Here is a 17,616-nt window from a genome sequence, read left to right as displayed (position 1 = left end):
CCGTTTATCTACTAATCTATATAACGATAATCTCTAAAATATTCAACTATCCGGTGCAAACCGTCTTCCAGTTCAATGGTTGGCTGCCAGTTCAGCTTTTCCTTTGCCAACGTAATATCCGGTTGCCGTTGTTTAGGGTCATCATGCGGAAGTGGCTTGAACACCAACTTCGACTTAGAACCTGTCAACTGAATCACTTTTTCTGCCAACTCGAGGATGGAAAATTCATTTGGATTTCCAAGGTTCACCGGACCGATAAAATCATCTTCCGTATTCATCATCCGCACCATACCTTCTATCAAATCATCAATATACTGAAAGCTGCGGGTCTGATCTCCGGTTCCATAGATTGTTATATCACGGTTCTTCAATGCCTGAACAACAAAATTAGAAACCACTCTTCCATCATTCGGCAACATCCTCGAACCATAGGTGTTAAAGATACGAATAATTTTAATTCGAATGTTATTTTGCCGATGATAATCCATAAATAAAGTTTCTGCACAACGCTTCCCTTCATCATAACAAGACCGGGGACCGATTGGATTTACATTCCCCCAATAATTTTCTACCTGGGGATGCACTACCGGATCTCCGTATATCTCGCTCGTCGAGGCCTGCAAAATCTTGGCATTTGTTTTCTTAGCCAATCCCAACATATTAATAGCTCCCAAGACAGAAGTCTTAATCGTTTTGATCGCATCATATTGGTAATGTATAGGTGATGCCGGACAAGCTAAATTATAGATCTCATCAAGTGCTTCAGCATGATAAGGAAACTCCACATCATGATTTACAAACTCAAAAAGAGCGTTGCCTTTCAGATGTTCTATGTTCGCTTCCGCACCGGTGAATAGATTGTCCAGGCAAATCACATGATGCCCTTCGTTAACCAACCGCGTACATAGGTGTGACCCTATAAAACCGGCACCTCCACTTACCAATATATTTTTCATGTAAGTATTTTATAATGTCCAAAGACTTATGAAACCTGTTCATTTGTTTATGATGGCAAAAGTAGGAGATTTGGTTAACTTATGCAAGTTTGTAACAAGATATTTCACTTATTAACGATAACAAATGAACATAATAGAAATAAAAACGCCTCAAATGGACTTTTTATTCTTCCGGAACCGGAGTTTCAATCGGATTTGGGATACTAAAATTCTTATCTGAAAATAAATCCGCCAAACCGGAAATCTGTTTCAGACGAAGGAGTTCGTCCTTGTCCATGCCAATATTTTTCATGATCCATTGGTCAGACATTCCCGCTTTATCCAACTCAGCCACAATGTGGCACATCAACTCAATGTTATGCGAACCGCGTGCACGGTTATGCCGGATGGTGGATGCCATGCGGTTGGACAGTTCCTTATCGATCACCACTACAGGCAACAGCCCGTTTTCCCGCTGATAGATGCGCTTGGAACTTCTCAATACACTATAGCGATGATAACCGTCTACCAGTATATAGCGGTCTGTTTCATTATCATAATAGCATACGCAAGGCATCGTGAAGCCATCCTCCCAAATGGAAAGTTCCAGTAGTTTCATCTCTGGTGGTGCCACAATGTTGGGATTATAATCATTCGCTACAATTTTCTCCACCGGCACAGCCTTCACAGCATATACCGGACTTAGATCTACACTCATAACATCATATTTTTGAATTGTTCCATTATTTTATCTCTCTTATACGCTTCTTCCTTGTTCAAGGCAAAGCCCATGTACTTGCAGGCATGATCATTCTTCAGGATACATACGCACATTCTCTTGTAGGTTGGAATCTCACGAAATTCAGAGATTTCTATATCGTCCAGATAATCCATTTTTACCGGTTTTTTATTCGTTTTGTAATTGGTAGTGTTCACCACTTCCAATGACACACCGGCTTTCAACAGTTTCTGAATAGTCTCCTCACTGAGGCAGCCGCCTTTAGTACGCCAGAATTCAATGCTGACGGTCAGTTTTTTCAGATAATTGCGGCGGGTATCTTCGGGCAGTGTGGATAGCAGAAATTGCATGAATTCCTTCCAGGTATAGCCTTTCGGTAGGCGGACACTCTGCCACCCCATGGCATGCGTTCCACCATAAATGCCGGTAAAGTTCACTCCGTTCACACGTCCCACCATCTTGCCCCAGGTTGAAGGATCAATCACCTTATAAAGACGGAGACTCTCTTGGGCTTCACAAAGAAAAGGACTTGCCACACGCTGACGCTCGATGTTTACACCGGCTTTATAGTATAAATCATATAAATGATTATAATCCCAACCAAACTTTCCATTGGCTGTCCAAACATCCGTTGTCTTCCAGTCATAAATAGGATAAGCATTGAAGATGTCATTCCCGATTTTAGAAGTCCACCGGTAGTTATGATACATCTGATATTTCCGCGCAAGATGGATACTGCGCCAACGATTAAAACTCTCTTGCGTACGAATACCTATAAGAAAGCAGGAACGGACTGCATCTTTCTTCTGATGCAACCACTTGGCAAAATGCATCTGAAATTCATAATCCCACATTGCATCAGTGTAAAAAGGAAAGTCTTCTACAGTCATGCACCCTTCTGACATTTTCCGTACCCATATATCTCGCATTTCCGGATCCCAGGGCCGCCAATAACTTTGATGCATGGATGTGCACGTGGTTACCTTAAAAGGGACACACACGCGGTACACATCTACTATATCCTTATTAGCTTCCAAAATACGATCCACGTAGTCAATGGTCATGCTATATTGGATTTCATAATCCATATGGTAGACACATAATTTCCGTTTCAGATTATTACGCCGGATATAGTCGATACACAAATTCAACAATACACCACTATCTTTTCCTCCTGAAAAAGAAACGCAAATATTATCAAACTCTTTGAAAATAATATCCAACCGCTCTTCTGCCAACTCATATACATTCTTCTGAGGTTCCGCCATTTTTATTTCTCCTTATTCATTTTCACATAGCGTCGCCACGTTTTCTCTACAGAAAATCCCAGCTCCTGAAATATATTTTGATGTTCGATAAACGTGACTGAACTTAATTGTTTGTCTTCATCTATGCTGGCAATAGCCTTCTCTAAAAGAGCTTTCAATACTTCAGCATTATTATCCTTTATATAATAGTTATTGATAACTACCTCCCATTTTCTATATTCCAATGGAAGAAAACCTACCACATCTTTCCCATCCACTGCAACAAACCATATAAAACTTTCCGATGTACGGAAAGGATAATTATAGTTCTGTTTCAACACTTCAGGATTCATAACCAAGGGAGCAACAAGTTGGTATAATCGTTTCTCCGTACCTTTCAATTCTACTATTTGTGTCATAGCCGATTATTATTTATTATGGTTTGAGTTCATATTCCCAAATAAAAGAGTGCAGACAAAAGTAAATAAAAAAAGAATATAGACAACTACTATTGAAATAAAAAATAAATAAAATTATAAATAGAAAGCAACGTATCTCTTAAACTACAGTATAGATTCCTAAATATGGTTACTACAAGATTACTGAAAAATTCAACATATTATCTCTAGGGGGAGTTAAAGAAGTACTTGTGACGCTGTTTTACAAGGCTACACCCTTTCTCCCGGATGGCTACACCCTTTAGGGGTAATGGCTACACCATCCGGGAGAAAGGGTGTAGCCTTACCAAAGGGACAGTTACCACAATTGAAGTTAATTACTGCTATTTTAACATATAAGTTACATTTGCCACCCTGCTCCCCCCAGGCACCGTTGCACTTCCCGAGATATTTGATGGAATAAAGTCTTTATTCCGCCACTAACTCCATCAGTGGAGTACTCTTTGTTACGATCTCTTTTATACTGTTAATAAACTAAATAGTTTGATAGCACCATAAAACAGTAACGCCAAAACATTTGTTTTAAGTATGGGGGAATAAGTTTTGCCCGAATCCTAAAACCGAGTAAAATTGATTATCATGAAAAAAGAAGTTTCTGAAGTATTTGCAAAAGAGCAATCTAATGATTGCTGTATTAATCTGTATCTGGAAGAATGTGGCTGGTGTGCTTACGAAGTTTCAGCTTATCTGCTAATGAACCTTTTAGGAGGTAAATGTATTGTCGAGAAAATAGAGAAATGCGGATTAAAGCTTGTCCGCGCATTTCTGAATATAGACTTATTGGGGGACATTAACTATGGTGAATACCGCTACGCCGGTTTGAATTCCTATAACCTGCAATTAGTAGGAAAGAATAAAGTCGATAAGAACTCATTTATTCACTGGAAAAAGAATATATAGGGCATAACACTGAAACAAGCATTTTAAATGATATGGAAATAAAGCTCTGTAAACTGATCTGCAGAGCTTTATTATAACATATCCATTTGGCTAATGTCCAGCTAAATATATAATCTTATTTCTTCATGCCCGCTTTAAACATTATATAAGTATATGAAGCCCCCGAACGGACAAATATTCCATAATCTCCATAAGGACCGGAAATCTGATTGATACTTTCCAGCAATCGAACCTTTAATTTCCCGTTTACGAATTGTATATCAAATGAATCTTTTTCCCCATCCAGGTAATCGCTATAGCGTAATTCTGCATCTTTCGGTAATGTATATTCTATCTGATCTCCAACATTATCCACATTTCCTATAATGGTTTCATATTCAGGTAAACCGTTCGTCTCCGGATATGCCAGCACAAATTTCAATGTCGCCCCCGTTGTTGTGCCATTCACTGTTATGGGAGATATAACATAGGCTTTATAATAACCTGAACCAATTATTACGGCTCTCTTTCCAGAAGGGAAATCCAAGAGAACATCTCTATCATAGATATGATATAAATGTCCGGGAACGGCAGCCATTTCTTTAGCAAGGTTATCCAATGAAAGTTTTACAGATGCTCCAAGACCGGAAGCCTCTCCCATGTCTGCAATAAAACAAGTAGAGGTTTTAAAATTATTTGAGTTATTGATATATACATCCGATGTGCCCAACAAGGTTTTCCCATTTCCCTCATTCATCATGTTTAGTGTAACACTTCCTTCCGGGTCTTTGTTGTCATCATCATCGCCACAGCTTACAAAGCCGATTGAACAGAGGAATAGTAGTATTCCAAGTAATTGTCTTGTTTTCATAATTGATTAAAATTTAATTATATAGTTTAAGTTTCGTCTAATCCAATACTTTCGTCAAGTTCTCCTCCCCCCCAATAGTAGCCGATTTTATAATCTGAATACCACAGACAGGTCTTATCTCTTGTTTCGTGGCAAAAGTAGCACTTTAATAAATAGAACTGTTCATATACATGATAATTAACACGCCAATTCTTCGAAAACGAAGACTATTTAATAGTTTAAGATTAATTCTTGCCTCATTAATAACAAACTACAAATGCATGTGCAAGATGGGATACTCCTTACCTTCTCCATCCAATTCTGACCTTCCCACTATGCTGAACCCCATATATTTGTAAAAGCCAACAGCCTGAGTGTTTTGCTCATTCACGTCGACTTTAGTCACTTGCAAATTAGCTATCGCATATACAATTAATTGTTTCCCTATTCCTGTGCCTCGACAATCATTATCAACGAATAGCATTTCAAGGTTTCCATCTGCAATTCCCATAAATCCGACTAAGACTCCCTCTTGCTCAAACCCAAACAACGTAACATATTGAAAATATACAGGAAGTTGTTTCTTAAAATATAAGAAGTCCTCTTCTTTTAGAAACCCATGCGTATTCAGCACTGCACTCTCCCAAATCTCTATCAAACGTGGATAATCCGTTACTTTAATTTTTCTAATCATAATAGTAAATTCAAAATGGTAAAACATTGCATCCTTCAAGTCACTTTTCTAAAAGCATAACTTAAAAACAATTCAAGAATAATTCATTTTCAAAGCAACACTCTATTTTGCGCAATACATAAAAAAGCCTCTGATTATATTGATAATCAAAGGCTTCTTCTAATTTTATTCCTTGCTTTTGCGGTGCGTACGGGACTCGAACCCGTGACCCCATGCGTGACAGGCATGTATTCTAACCAACTGAACTAACGCACCAGAATTTCATTTTTCATTTGCTATCTCTCTCGATTGCGGTTGCAAAGGTAGACATTTCTTTGAAATCTGCAATAGCTAGAAAGAAATATTTTTCATCTTTTTTAAAGTAGGCTTGATTATAAGATATTTATATTACCTTTGTGTGACAAAAAAAAATCGAGTAACAAATCAAAATGAACTTAAAAGCGAGAAAAACCATGAGAAATACTCCTATTGAACGTAAACTGATTGACGAAACCCTCGAAGCATTTCAGATTGCAGACTTTGGAAAAGCAACCATCCGTGAAGTAAAAGCCATCGCTGCCAAAGCAGAAGCAGAGGCGGGTGTAGAATTCATTAAAATGGAAATGGGCGTACCGGGACTACCTGCTTCGGCTGTAGGCGTAAAAGCTGAGATAGAAGCCCTGCAAAATGGCATTGCCAGTCTTTACCCGGACATCAACGGCCTGCCTGCACTGAAAGAGGAAGCTTCACGCTTCATCAAAGCATTTATCAATGTAGACCTGAAGCCGGAAGGTTGTGTACCTGTCACCGGTTCCATGCAGGGAACTTTCGCCTCCTTCCTCACTTGCAGTCAATGTGACGAGAAGAAAGATACGATACTATTCATCGATCCGGGCTTCCCCGTACAGAAACAACAGTTGGTAGTGATGGGACAGAAATTTGAAACCTTCGATGTGTATGACTATCGCGGCGACAAACTGAAAGAGAAACTGGAAAGTTATCTGATAAAAGGTAATATCTCCGCCATCGTCTATTCAAATCCGAACAATCCCAGTTGGATATGCCTGAAAGAAGAGGAACTGCGCATCATCGGAGAACTTGCCACGCAATATGATGTTACCGTTCTGGAAGACCTTGCCTATTTCGCTATGGACTTCCGTCAGGATTTAAGCAAACCATTCCAGGCACCCTATCAACCCTCAGTAGCGCATTATACAGATAATTATGTATTGCTGATTTCCGGCTCCAAAGCATTCAGCTATGCCGGACAACGTATCGGGGTAAGTTGCATTTCTGATAAACTATACCATCGCTCCTACTCTGGTCTGACGAAACGCTATGGTGGAGGCACTTTCGGAACAGTATTCATTCATCGTGTGCTCTATGCCCTTTCATCCGGAACAAGCCATTCTGCACAATATGCCCTTGCTGCTATGCTGAAAGCAGCCAGCGACGGACAATATAACTTCCTGAATGAAGTGAAAATATATGGTGAGCGTGCCCATAAGCTGAAAGAGATTTTCCTGCGCCACGGCTTCCATTTGGTATATGATAATGATTTGGGGAATCCTGTTGCCGACGGTTTCTACTTTACAATTGGCTACCCAGGCATGACCAGCGGTGAACTTGCCAAAGAATTGATGTACTATGGTGTCAGTGCAATTTCACTGATTACCACAGGTAGCCATCAGGAAGGCCTGCGTGCCTGCACTTCTTTCATTCAGGATCACCAATATGCACAGTTGGATGAGCGTATGGCAATCTTTGCCGAAAACCATCCGGTATAAATTTACCAGTTACTGCCGGTATCCCACCACAAACGGGTGCCGGCATTATCTTCCCCTCCCAAGGCTTTCACCAATGCCTGATATTGATCAGGATTCTCCGTCTGCAAGCCACCGGGAAAATTCAAACGCCGTATCATAGTCTCCGTATCCACGCATCCATCTTTACTATGATTGAAGCGCACGGGAAAAAGACGCGGATAACCTGTTCTGCGCTGTTCCGCCCAAGCCTCGCAGCCTTCGGGAAACATGGCAAGCCATTTCTGCGTGATAATCTTTTCCAGCTTAATTTCACGGTCAGCCGTTTCTATCCATTTCGGAGATACCTTGCAACGGGCTGCTATATTATTCTCCGAATCGTATGTATCCACAAAGTCAGCCGGCAGTTTATCACTGTTCAGATAACTTTCAGTCTGCGTGATGCCATGCTGATGCAAAGAAGAGGTAATTCCTTTCTCATAGCAAGTGCCTGCCGATTCTCCCGTCCAGTTTCGCAAGGCAGCTTCCGCCCGCAGGAACCAGACTTCCGCAGCAGTCATGAGAACCGCATCCATCTCCTGAGTAACTTTCAATTTCGACATCCCCAGATAATTATTATGAGAGAAACAAGTTCCCTGACGGATGCCATGATATTCATTCTTAAACGCTTCATCCTGACACGTCGCAAAATAGACGCTGCGCCTCGGATCGTCGTAACCACCCATTATAGATTCCATCGGAGCGCTCATGAAAGTTTCATTCCACACCAGGTTCAGTTCGCCCAACGGATTAGTATACCCTCCCTGCGTAGAAACAGCTACCGGCTCATTTTCTGCTTCCAGCACTCCGTATTCATTATTAAAGGCTTTCAGGAACTCTGCACGGGCTCTTTCCTTGTCGACAACGGCAATCCTCATGGCAAGTCTCATTCTCAAAGAATTGGCAAACTTTATCCACGAAGTATATTCACCATCCATCAGAATATCAAAACGCAAAAACTCAGCGGCTTCCGGATTCGCTTTCACATAATCGGTAAGTGTATTCACTGCCGTATCCAATTCGCAAAAAAACTCTTTATAAACTTCATCCTGCGTATCGGGCATGTATTTTGCATCAGCGTCAGCAAACCGGGTATACACGATAGGGCCATAATAATCCGCAACCCGGTGCATCACTTCCACCTTCAATATCTTAGTTACTCCGAAGAACCCCGGATGCTGGTTACGGGTCGCATTTTCCGACTGGTATATCTGTGGAAAAACGTAAGAATATGTATGTCCCCACATCGCACTGTTCCAGCCGTCCTGCAAGTTATAGTCCGAATTATGACTACCTCCATTCAGTGGCTTGCCATCGTGCATATATCCGCTGAACATATCCGCATTGAGGTTCTGTATTAACTGGAAAGGCCAGTTCTTACCTTTTCCATAATCATAATTAAAGTAAATGCCTTGCTGAATAATTCCCAGCCGAATGCCATGTTCATTGTAGTCTATCTGCAAATCGTCATCCGTCACTCCGGCTTTATCCGTATTTATATCCCTGAAATCGCCCGTACATGAAGTAAGGGTTAACAGCGCGCCGAATATCCAACCATATCTTCTCATTCCTGTTTTCCTCCCCACCTATTAAAATTCACACTTCAACGAGAAGCCCCAACTACGTGTTGTAGGCATTCCATACACATCAATACCCTGATTATCATTACCGGTAGACAACACCAAATCAGGATCAAAAGGAGCCTTCTTATAAAAGAAGAACAAATTGCGGGCAATAAATGATACCTGTGCTTTTTTCAGCACTTTCGATTTCTCCATCCAGGAAGCAGGCAACTGATAGGAGAACGAAAGTTCCCTCAGCCGGATGTTTGTTGCGTCATACATATAATATTCCGTCGTTCCTGCACGTCCACCCACTATTTTGTAAAAACCTTTCACGTTATCTATCCGCTGTCCTTCAAGCATCACATATTCTTTATCACGGGCCTTGGCAGTGACTTCCGATACGCCGTATAAGTCCATGTCCGCCTGCGTTTGCGAAAGCACCTTGCCACCATAACGGCAATCCACCAGAAAATACAGTGACAGGTCCTTGTAGGAAAGTGTATGATTCCACCCCATCTGGAACTTCGGATTAGAATTTCCCACCTTTACCGTATTTCCGTCGCCTACTATTTTCGGTAATCCAGCATTGCTGCCTTCCGTCTCATAAACAATGTTTCCGGAAGCATCTCTTTCAAAGGCTTTTCCATATATATCACCTATTGCACCACCCTTCACCAGTTTCATGGCATAGCTCGAAGAAAAGCTCGTGGGACCATAAACAAACTCTTTCAGCTCCTCATGCAAAGAGATAATCTTATTCTTATTGGAGGCAAAGTTAAGAGTAGTGCTCCACATGAAATCATTCTTCATCACAGGAGTTGCGTCCAAAGAAAATTCCCATCCCACATTCTGGATATTGCCCGCATTCACATAGCGGTAAGCAAATTTATCACCTGCCAACGTGGGCAGCTTGAAGAACTGGTTGCGAGTATTTGTTTTATAAAAAGTAAGATTGAATCCGATACGACTATTCAAGAAACGTGCTTCGACACCCGCTTCCCACGAATAAGTCATTTCAGGCTCCATATCCTTGAAAGGAGCCGCGTCATTCGCCAGAATTTCACCACCGGCAGTGATGTGCGAAGAAGAATTCGTGATGAACATCGGAATATCATTACCTACCAAGCTATATGCAGCACGCACTTTAGCATACGAAACCCATTCCGGTAATTTAAACAGACGGCTCAATATCAACGAAGTACCCACCGAAGGATAAAAGAAACCTGTTTTCTCATGCGAAGTATACGCCAGAGTAGACGCCCAGTCATTACGTGCCGACAAGTCGACATAGGCACTTTCTTTATATCCCACCTGTACCGTACCGAACACCGACTGTAATTGCCGTTGGGCATCTATCTTCTGATCCAGACTCGCCGAACCATTCATAATTATATTTGCCAGATTAAAAACATTGGCATATTTCAGAGAAGCCGTCTTCGAATCATAGCGGGTGGAGTTCACCGTTTTATCATTAACGCTGGCCCCCAACGCACCATTTACCAAATAGTCTCCCCACTGTTTCTTCATCATAAACAGCAAATCACCATAGAATTGCACTTCCTGATAATCCATCTCCACATATCGGCCATTGGTACCTGCCAAAGCCGGAGCCGTGGAAGCATAAAACTTCTGACGCACCTTATCATCAATGCAATCCACATTACCACGCGCCTGCATCGTCAGCCAGTTATTTACTTTCAGGTTTGCCGACAGAGAAACAATGGCATGCATACGCACATCCTTACTTTGTATGCGGTTGATTATCCAATAAGGATTTTGCTCAAAGTCTTCATAAGACGTATGCCAGTTCTGTATATTCAGGTTTCTGCTTTCATCATACACCTCGAAGTTATCTTTATAGTACGATAAATCTTCTCCACGAGGGAAGCGGTAGAGTCCGACTAACGGATTCATATAAAATCCGCCCACAGTCGGTTTGTTTTTGGTTACCTGACGCATCAGGTTTACGTTACCGTCCAGTTTTAAACGGTCGTCAAACATCACAGAAGTCTCCCTGAGTGTTATATTATGTTTTGACAAACGGTTCTTTTCAATAATACCATGACCTGTAGTATTGGCATACGAGAAGTAATTCTGTAACTTCTCATTGCCATGACTCACGGATACGGAAGTTATGGAAGTCATCCCGGTAGAATAAAAATCTTTCAGATTATCATACTTCGGCAAGTTTTTTTGTTCGCCCCAGCTATCCACACCGTCACTCACTCCGTAACGGTTCTGCATCTCAGGCAAAGACGCAGCATTATCAAACATCAGGCTGGTAGAGAACGAGATACTCCGCTGTCCCTGCGATTTACCTTTTTTCGTAGTAATCAGTATCACACCATTAGCCGCCTGACTTCCGTAAAGTGCCGCCGCAGGAGCACCTTTCAGGATACTGATACTTTCTATGTCTTCCGAATTCAGACCGGATATTCCGTCCCCGCCATCACGATTGCCAGCATTTGCCGTACCTCCGATAGCACTGAAAGCCTGTTCCGAAGTAGAATTCAGCATAGGCACGCCGTCAATCACATAAAGAGGCTGGTTATCACTTGCCACAGAACGAATCCCGCGAATACTTACCTTAGCAGACGCCCCTACACCTGACGAAACTTGGTTAATCTGCACACCGGCAGCTTTTCCGGTAAGCGAAGTTATCAGGTTAGGCATCTTTACCCGGTTCAAATCCTCATTCTTTATCTGACTTGTTGCATAAGAGAGGGAATGTTCCTTCTTCTCAATACCCAGAGCTGTTATAATCACTTTATCCAGCTCCATGGCATCTTCCAGCAGTACGATATCCAAGTAAGCATGCCCTTTTACACTAATCTCTTCCGTCTTACATCCCAGAAAGGAAAACTGCAATATAGCATCATCCGCAACAATCAGTTCAAACTGACCATCCACATTTGTGGCCACCCCGTTAGAAGTGCCTTTCTCTAAGACAGTAGCCCCCGGCAAGGGGACACCTTTTTCATCCAAAACACGTCCGGTAATCTTTTTCTGCGTAGATGCCATCTTAAACTTTTCATTGACGTCGTCTGCAGAGAAAGCATAGCTGGAGCCACTATATGAAAAAAAAGAACTTAAAATCAATAAATATATATAAGTGTGACTAGTTAGCTTCATAATATACAATAAAGAAATTATATTCCGCAAATGTAGCCAAATTCTCTTTAATAAAAACTGTTATATAACACAAAACCAATATCAATAGGCGAAAAAAGGGGAATAATATTTGTTTTTCGAGGATTTGTCTGTATATTAGTGGCATGGATACTAATACGGATATATTTAAAATAGAAACCAACCACGTAATGCCTTCACGTGGAAAAGTGTTGATATCTGAACCGTTTCTTTACGACGAAATGTTTGGCCGCTCTGTTATATTACTGATAGACCATACACTGGATGGAACAATGGGAATAGTACTGAACAAGCCTCTCCCGCTATATCTCAATGATGTGCTGAAAGATTTCAGGGACGTAGGCAACATACCTATTTATAAAGGTGGTCCGTTGAGCACCGATACACTGTTTTATCTCCACACCCTGAAAGATATAGAAGACTCACTACAAATAGGCAAAGGCTTCTATCTGAATGGAGATTTCGACGCTATCCGCCGTTATATCCTGCAAGGCAATGATATAACAGGCAAAATACGCTTCTTCCTCGGTTACTCAGGTTGGGAGCACGACCAGCTATGCCGTGAAATAGAAGAAAACACTTGGCTGATAGGGTCGGCGAACATTACTTCCCTCATGGACGAAAAGGGAAGTTTCAAACTCTGGAAGAATGCATTGGGGCAACTGGGAGGCAAATACGAAACATGGTCACGTTTCCCTCAGATACCGACGCTGAATTAATCAATCCGTTCGGATGCACTGCAACAATGCAACATCCTTGAAACATCCTTCTACAAACAGCCAATCTTTCAAAAGCCCGCATTGCACAAAACCGCATGAAGTGAACAACCGCATACTTGCCTCATTGTCCGTAGCAACATGGACAATGAGTTGCCTCAAATGCAAGAAATCAAAAGCATATTCACAAAGCAGCGTCAAAGCACCTTTGGCATAACCCGCCCCGCGAAACTCTTTTCGGATGACGATGCCCACTTCCCCACGTGCATGTATAGGGGCAAAGTCCGTTATGTCAATCGTGCCTATCGCCACTCCGTCCTCAAGGCGCACAATCATCATACGAAGCTGTTTATCGGCAAACATATCGCATTGCGAACTCTCCAAATATTGCTTCATCACATAGCGCGAATAGGGCACGGTGAAATTACTGATGTCCCACTGTTGCGGGTCATTTTCCATTTCGTAAATCAGTTCCAGGTCTTCCGGCTCCATGGCACGGAGGCGGATACGGTCGTTGATAAAATAACTATGTTTCATTGTCAGAGATAACATTTTTCGGGAGTCACCAGCACACGACTCTTTGGGTTATAAATTCCAAGATGCAAGCCCATCTTCCGGTGGTGGGAAAGCAAACGGATAATTGTTGAAAAAGAAAAAGCACGACAGTCATACACCACATGCGTGAAGCCTTTTAGCGGAACAAACCGGCTACCATGCCCGTCTATCGCAGATGTTTCGTTAGACACAACAAAATGGTGTTTTCCGGTCAGCCCGTTGCGCTTGAACAAGCTGCGCAGACTATGAATGGTCGCTTCTTCGCCAAAAACAAGAAAACGGGGCAAGCGTTGTCCCTTCCGGAGAGATTGTTTCGTATCTTTCCCCCGCAAACAGAATGTACGCTGCAAAAAAAGCATTGACAAGCGAATATACATCTGCAAATGAATACCAGCACGAACCAGTCCACTCCCCACAACACCATAACGCTCGCCATGCTTACGGAAAAAAATATCCATCGCCTCACAAAATACGCGTACATGGCGATAGGTATCCTTCGACGTACTCTCTCCTTTATAATGCAGTATCGGATAAGGCAGATAATAGTTTTCGTATCCTGCCGCCACCATCCGGCAAGATAAGTCAATGTCCTCGCCATACATAAAAAAGTCTTCATCCAGCAATCCGGATTTATCCAATGCAGAAGTACGCAGCAACATGAATGCTCCTGCCAGCACTTCCACCCGATGGATGGCATCCATATCCAAAGCGTTACAATAATAACCGCCCAGACTTTTGGAACGAGGAAACAGTTTTCCCAACCCGGACAGTTTGCCGAAAGTGGCTGCCAGAGTAGGATAGCCGCGCTTTGACTCCCGCAGAAAACGTCCGTTGTCCCTCAGCATTTTCACGCCGGCAGCTCCGGCGCGGGGATGGGTATCCATAAAAAGCAGTGCATTCTCCAAAGTATCCTCCGGCAACAAGGTATCAGGATTCAGCAATAACACATACTCTCCCTTCGCTTGTCTGATGGCCTGGTTATTGGCACGGGCAAAGCCGACATTCTCCTTATTATATATATAGGTGACGTGCGGGAAGCGCCCGGTGATATATGCTTCCGAGCCATCGGCAGAGGCATTGTCAACTACCAGTACTTCGGCTGAAAGATTGTCGATAGCCCTATATACAGAACAGAGACACTGTTCCAGATAATGCTTCACATTGTAGTTGACTATGACAATGGAAAGTTTCATACTTTTTCCTCTTTGTTGATATGCAGTTCTTTACGCAAGCGTCCTTCGCCGGGCAAGCAGAACAGTGAAGCCGTGAGGGCGATAAATGCACAAAGCACACCTTTATTACTCAGCATGAGATAATATACGGCAAAACCTACCAGCATTGGCAATGTCAAAAGCAGCATGCGGATTTTGCTCCAAAACGAGTAGAGACGCAAAGCTTCGGGCAAGCTAACCATATCAATCTTTCGCGTCAATACCCATGCAAACAGTTTCAGAGATACGGGCACACAAATAGCAACCAGCAGGATGGTTAGTGTTTCTGCAAAATAAGTGGCGCGCACATCGGCGGCATACATGCCTACCCAGTCCCCACCAGTTTCACCAACTATGATAAATATCACCGGCAGCAGCCAGAAACCAATAAATAGCAACTTCAAACGAGCTACTACGTGTTTTATCTGTTCTTCCATTTCTCTATTTTTATTTTTTAATTTCCCGAAAAGGGCGTCCGGTTCACAATGCTGCGCCCCAGCGTCACTTCATCAGCATATTCCAGTTCATCACCTACAGAAATACCGCGAGCAATCACACTCAGTTTCACTCCCATCTTTTCCAGTTTACGGTAGATATAGAAGTTGGTGGTATCTCCTTCCATTGTGGTACTGAGTGCCAGAATAATTTCTTTTATCCCACCCGCAGCCACGCGTTGCACAAGGCTTTCTATCTGTAAGTCACCCGGACCTACACCATCCATTGGCGAAATTACTCCACCCAACACATGATACAGCCCCCGGAATTGTTGTGTAGCCTCCACTGCCATCACATCGCGGATATTCTCCACAACACAAACTATAGAGGCATCCCGCTGCGGATTAGCACAAATGCGGCAAGTCTCCGTATCCGAGATGTTGTGACAAACCTTGCAATACTTCACTTCATGTTTCAGTGTAACAATGGCATTGCCGAAAGCTTCCACCACCGCCGTATCCTGTCGCAAAAGATGCAACACCAGTCGCATGGCAGTCTTCCGTCCCACCCCAGGCAGTTTGGCAAACTCACTCACCGCCTTTTCCAATAATATTGAGGAAAATTGTCCGTTCATACTAAAAAATCAACTATTGGCGGCAAAGATAGTGCAAACCGAAAGCAGTACAAAATAAGCTTGCTTATTTTTAATGCTGAGGTGCAGCTTATCTTCGCTTTTGAGCAAAGATTGTGCAAATAGAGCACAGAACTTTCATGCTTGCACGAAAAAGTTATGTGAAATTCTGAAATAAGTGTTACCTTTGCATACGTAAAGAAAGAGAAACGGCTCGCAATAAGTGTAAGGATTTATGCAAATCCTCTTTTAAAAACGTTCTACGAAGGGTCGCAACGTTTTTAAAGAACGAGGGTAACGTTTTTAAAGAATGGTGCCGTTATTCTTTAAAAACGTTCGGTGCATTTTTTAAGAGCGTTCTCCCCATCGCTAAAAAGAGTAAGAAACTTTCTAAATTTGACAAGAAAATGGAGATTACAAGTGCTGAATTCGTCATTAGCAATACCGACGTAAAAAAATGCCCTACGGGAACATTCCCCGAATATGCTTTCATCGGACGTTCCAACGTCGGAAAATCAAGTCTCATCAACATGCTGACAGGGCGCAAAGGACTTGCAATGACTTCCGCAACCCCGGGAAAGACAATGCTCATCAACCACTTCCTCATTAACAATAGCTGGTACATCGTCGACCTACCCGGCTACGGCTATGCCCGGCGCGGACAAAAAGGAAAAACGCAGATACAGCGAATCATCGAAGATTATATTCTGGAACGCGAGCAGATGACTAATCTCTTCCTGCTCATTGATTCGCGCCTCGACCCGCAAACCATCGACCTTGAATTCATGGAATGGTTGGGCGAACACGGAGTACCTTTTTCCATCGTCTTCACCAAAGGCGATAAATTGAAAGGCGGCAGGCTGAACACCAACATTCAGCAGTATCTGAAGAAGCTGAAAGAGCAATGGGAAGAACTCCCCCCCTATTTTGTAACCTCTTCTGAGAACAGAATGGGCAAAAAAGAGTTATTAGATTATATAGAAAGTATTAACAAAGAAATGAACGCCTAATAATTTATTAGTAAAATGAAAAAGAGTATATTTTCACTGGCATTTGTAGCCGCACTATTACTGGTATCAATCAACAGCCAGGCACAATCGCTGAAAGATTTATTCAACAAAGAGAATGTGGAAAAAGTAGTTAGTGCCGTCACCGGCAAAAACACAGTCGACATGACAGGTACCTGGTCATATACCGGTGCCGCCATCGAATTTGAATCGGACAACCTGCTGATGAAAGCCGGTGGTACCGTTGCCGCCACTACCGCCGAAGCCAAACTCAACGAGCAACTAAGCAAAGTGGGCATCAAACCCGGACAACTGAGTTTCACCTTCAATGCCGACAGCACTTTCAGCGCCAAACTGGGAGCCAAAACCCTGAAAGGAACTTATGCATATGATGCTACCGAAAAGCATGTAGCCATGAAGTTCGTCAAGTTGATAAACATGAACGCCAAGGTCAACTGCACCTCCGGTAATATGGATTTGCTGTTCGAGTCGGACAAACTCCTGAAACTGATAACTTTCCTTTCCAGCAAAAGCAGCAATGCAACGCTGAAAACCATCAGTTCGCTTGCAGGCAAGTATGACGGCATGATGCTGGGTTTCTCACTTGAAAAGAAAGAATAAAGAGCGAAAGCTCTTTAACAAAGAAAGCCCCGTAAACGCAATGTTTACGGGGCTTTCTTTGTTCATTCTTAAATTATTATGAAAATTGAGCGGAAAACGAGACTCGAACTCGCGACCCTAACCTTGGCAAGGTTATGCTCTA

General features: G+C 42.5%; 17 protein-coding genes and 1 tRNA gene. 5 read left to right on the top strand and 13 right to left on the bottom strand.

The window, feature by feature from the left end:
* Positions 1-11: 11 nt before the first annotated feature.
* The 4 genes from QZ135_RS08715 to QZ135_RS08700 form a co-directional block, all read right to left on the bottom strand.
* The gene (locus tag QZ135_RS08715; RefSeq protein WP_294607964.1) at positions 12-956 is read right to left on the bottom strand and encodes a UDP-glucuronic acid decarboxylase family protein; all 945 of its coding nucleotides are present in this window, start codon (positions 954-956) and stop codon (positions 12-14) included.
* A 163-nt stretch (positions 957-1,119) separates the two neighbouring features.
* Positions 1,120-1,653 carry a ParB/RepB/Spo0J family partition protein gene (locus QZ135_RS08710; protein ID WP_009127763.1) on the bottom strand — a complete coding sequence of 178 codons (534 nt, stop codon included), beginning with the start codon at positions 1,651-1,653 and terminating at the stop codon, positions 1,120-1,122.
* A complete protein-coding gene (locus QZ135_RS08705; RefSeq protein WP_294607960.1) occupies positions 1,650-2,942 on the bottom strand; it encodes a DUF3440 domain-containing protein in 1,293 nt (430 codons plus the stop codon). Before QZ135_RS08705 ends, QZ135_RS08710 begins: the two co-directional genes overlap by 4 nt.
* A gap of 2 nt (positions 2,943-2,944) precedes the next feature.
* Positions 2,945-3,340: a hypothetical protein gene (locus QZ135_RS08700; RefSeq protein ID WP_294607957.1), complete on the bottom strand. Its 396-nt coding sequence runs from the start codon at positions 3,338-3,340 to the stop codon at positions 2,945-2,947.
* A 618-nt stretch (positions 3,341-3,958) separates the two neighbouring features.
* Here QZ135_RS08700 and QZ135_RS08695 point away from each other — a divergent pair.
* Positions 3,959-4,279 carry a hypothetical protein gene (locus QZ135_RS08695; protein ID WP_294607955.1) on the top strand — a complete coding sequence of 107 codons (321 nt, stop codon included), beginning with the start codon at positions 3,959-3,961 and terminating at the stop codon, positions 4,277-4,279.
* A 115-nt stretch (positions 4,280-4,394) separates the two neighbouring features.
* Here the strand turns inward: QZ135_RS08695 and QZ135_RS08690 are convergent, their stop codons facing one another.
* The 3 genes from QZ135_RS08690 to QZ135_RS08680 form a co-directional block, all read right to left on the bottom strand.
* Positions 4,395-5,129: a DUF5036 family protein gene (locus tag QZ135_RS08690; protein WP_294607952.1), complete on the bottom strand. Its 735-nt coding sequence runs from the start codon at positions 5,127-5,129 to the stop codon at positions 4,395-4,397.
* A 250-nt stretch (positions 5,130-5,379) separates the two neighbouring features.
* Complete coding sequence (locus tag QZ135_RS08685) at positions 5,380-5,802, bottom strand: GNAT family N-acetyltransferase (RefSeq protein WP_294607949.1); 423 nt, start codon at positions 5,800-5,802, stop codon at positions 5,380-5,382.
* 181 nt (positions 5,803-5,983) lie between these two features.
* Positions 5,984-6,057, bottom strand: a tRNA-Asp gene (locus QZ135_RS08680).
* Between the two features lie 197 nt (positions 6,058-6,254).
* Here QZ135_RS08680 and QZ135_RS08675 point away from each other — a divergent pair.
* A complete protein-coding gene (locus QZ135_RS08675; protein ID WP_294607946.1) occupies positions 6,255-7,568 on the top strand; it encodes a pyridoxal phosphate-dependent aminotransferase in 1,314 nt (437 codons plus the stop codon).
* A 2-nt stretch (positions 7,569-7,570) separates the two neighbouring features.
* On the opposite strand, the gene QZ135_RS08670 is transcribed toward QZ135_RS08675, so the two are convergent.
* The gene (locus tag QZ135_RS08670) at positions 7,571-9,151 is read right to left on the bottom strand and encodes a SusD/RagB family nutrient-binding outer membrane lipoprotein (RefSeq protein WP_294607944.1); all 1,581 of its coding nucleotides are present in this window, start codon (positions 9,149-9,151) and stop codon (positions 7,571-7,573) included.
* A 21-nt stretch (positions 9,152-9,172) separates the two neighbouring features.
* Complete coding sequence (locus QZ135_RS08665) at positions 9,173-12,169, bottom strand: SusC/RagA family TonB-linked outer membrane protein (protein WP_294607942.1); 2,997 nt, start codon at positions 12,167-12,169, stop codon at positions 9,173-9,175.
* Positions 12,170-12,423: 254 nt separating this feature from the next.
* Here QZ135_RS08665 and QZ135_RS08660 point away from each other — a divergent pair, with 254 nt between their 5' ends.
* Entirely contained in the window at positions 12,424-13,017 is a 594-nt protein-coding gene (locus QZ135_RS08660; protein WP_294607940.1) for a YqgE/AlgH family protein, read from the top strand.
* On the opposite strand, the gene QZ135_RS08655 is transcribed toward QZ135_RS08660, so the two are convergent.
* From QZ135_RS08655 to recR, 4 genes are read right to left on the bottom strand one after another with little or no spacing between them, the layout of a single operon-like run.
* Complete coding sequence (locus QZ135_RS08655; RefSeq protein ID WP_294607937.1) at positions 13,018-13,551, bottom strand: GNAT family N-acetyltransferase; 534 nt, start codon at positions 13,549-13,551, stop codon at positions 13,018-13,020.
* A 2-nt stretch (positions 13,552-13,553) separates the two neighbouring features.
* Positions 13,554-14,762: a glycosyltransferase family 2 protein gene (locus QZ135_RS08650; protein ID WP_294607935.1), complete on the bottom strand. Its 1,209-nt coding sequence runs from the start codon at positions 14,760-14,762 to the stop codon at positions 13,554-13,556.
* On the bottom strand, positions 14,759-15,217 hold the full coding sequence (locus tag QZ135_RS08645; protein WP_294607932.1) for a hypothetical protein: 459 nt from the start codon (positions 15,215-15,217) through the stop codon (positions 14,759-14,761). Before QZ135_RS08645 ends, QZ135_RS08650 begins: the two co-directional genes overlap by 4 nt.
* A 17-nt stretch (positions 15,218-15,234) precedes the next feature.
* Complete coding sequence (gene recR, locus QZ135_RS08640; protein WP_294607930.1) at positions 15,235-15,849, bottom strand: recombination mediator RecR; 615 nt, start codon at positions 15,847-15,849, stop codon at positions 15,235-15,237.
* Between the two features lie 404 nt (positions 15,850-16,253).
* Between recR and yihA the strand changes: the two genes are divergently transcribed.
* Together yihA and QZ135_RS08630 are read left to right on the top strand one after the other, a co-directional pair.
* On the top strand, positions 16,254-16,856 hold the full coding sequence (gene yihA, locus QZ135_RS08635) for a ribosome biogenesis GTP-binding protein YihA/YsxC (RefSeq protein ID WP_294607928.1): 603 nt from the start codon (positions 16,254-16,256) through the stop codon (positions 16,854-16,856).
* 15 nt (positions 16,857-16,871) lie between these two features.
* Positions 16,872-17,474 carry a DUF4923 family protein gene (locus tag QZ135_RS08630; protein ID WP_294607926.1) on the top strand — a complete coding sequence of 201 codons (603 nt, stop codon included), beginning with the start codon at positions 16,872-16,874 and terminating at the stop codon, positions 17,472-17,474.
* Positions 17,475-17,616: the final 142 nt, after the last annotated feature.

This window comes from uncultured Bacteroides sp., assembly GCF_905207245.1.
In the GTDB taxonomy this organism is placed as follows: domain Bacteria; phylum Bacteroidota; class Bacteroidia; order Bacteroidales; family Bacteroidaceae; genus Bacteroides.
This window is presented reverse-complemented; position numbering and strand designations above follow the sequence as displayed.

Excerpts from the sequence above, each read along its gene's own strand:
- QZ135_RS08690 (WP_294607952.1), bottom strand. The coding sequence starts at position 5,129 with ATGAAAACAAGACAATTACTTGGAATACTACTATTCCTCTGTTCAATC.
- QZ135_RS08630 (WP_294607926.1), top strand. The coding sequence starts at position 16,872 with ATGAAAAAGAGTATATTTTCACTGGCATTTGTAGCCGCACTATTACTG.
- recR (WP_294607930.1), bottom strand. The coding sequence starts at position 15,849 with ATGAACGGACAATTTTCCTCAATATTATTGGAAAAGGCGGTGAGTGAG.
- yihA (WP_294607928.1), top strand. The coding sequence starts at position 16,254 with ATGGAGATTACAAGTGCTGAATTCGTCATTAGCAATACCGACGTAAAA.
- QZ135_RS08715 (WP_294607964.1), bottom strand. The coding sequence starts at position 956 with ATGAAAAATATATTGGTAAGTGGAGGTGCCGGTTTTATAGGGTCACAC.
- QZ135_RS08695 (WP_294607955.1), top strand. The coding sequence starts at position 3,959 with ATGAAAAAAGAAGTTTCTGAAGTATTTGCAAAAGAGCAATCTAATGAT.
- QZ135_RS08665 (WP_294607942.1), bottom strand. The coding sequence starts at position 12,169 with ATGGCATCTACGCAGAAAAAGATTACCGGACGTGTTTTGGATGAAAAA.
- QZ135_RS08700 (WP_294607957.1), bottom strand. The coding sequence starts at position 3,340 with ATGACACAAATAGTAGAATTGAAAGGTACGGAGAAACGATTATACCAA.
- QZ135_RS08655 (WP_294607937.1), bottom strand. The coding sequence starts at position 13,551 with ATGAAACATAGTTATTTTATCAACGACCGTATCCGCCTCCGTGCCATG.
- QZ135_RS08685 (WP_294607949.1), bottom strand. The coding sequence starts at position 5,802 with ATGATTAGAAAAATTAAAGTAACGGATTATCCACGTTTGATAGAGATT.
- QZ135_RS08650 (WP_294607935.1), bottom strand. The coding sequence starts at position 14,762 with ATGAAACTTTCCATTGTCATAGTCAACTACAATGTGAAGCATTATCTG.
- QZ135_RS08675 (WP_294607946.1), top strand. The coding sequence starts at position 6,255 with ATGAGAAATACTCCTATTGAACGTAAACTGATTGACGAAACCCTCGAA.
- QZ135_RS08705 (WP_294607960.1), bottom strand. The coding sequence starts at position 2,942 with ATGGCGGAACCTCAGAAGAATGTATATGAGTTGGCAGAAGAGCGGTTG.
- QZ135_RS08670 (WP_294607944.1), bottom strand. The coding sequence starts at position 9,151 with ATGAGAAGATATGGTTGGATATTCGGCGCGCTGTTAACCCTTACTTCA.
- QZ135_RS08645 (WP_294607932.1), bottom strand. The coding sequence starts at position 15,217 with ATGGAAGAACAGATAAAACACGTAGTAGCTCGTTTGAAGTTGCTATTT.
- QZ135_RS08660 (WP_294607940.1), top strand. The coding sequence starts at position 12,424 with ATGGATACTAATACGGATATATTTAAAATAGAAACCAACCACGTAATG.
- QZ135_RS08710 (WP_009127763.1), bottom strand. The coding sequence starts at position 1,653 with ATGAGTGTAGATCTAAGTCCGGTATATGCTGTGAAGGCTGTGCCGGTG.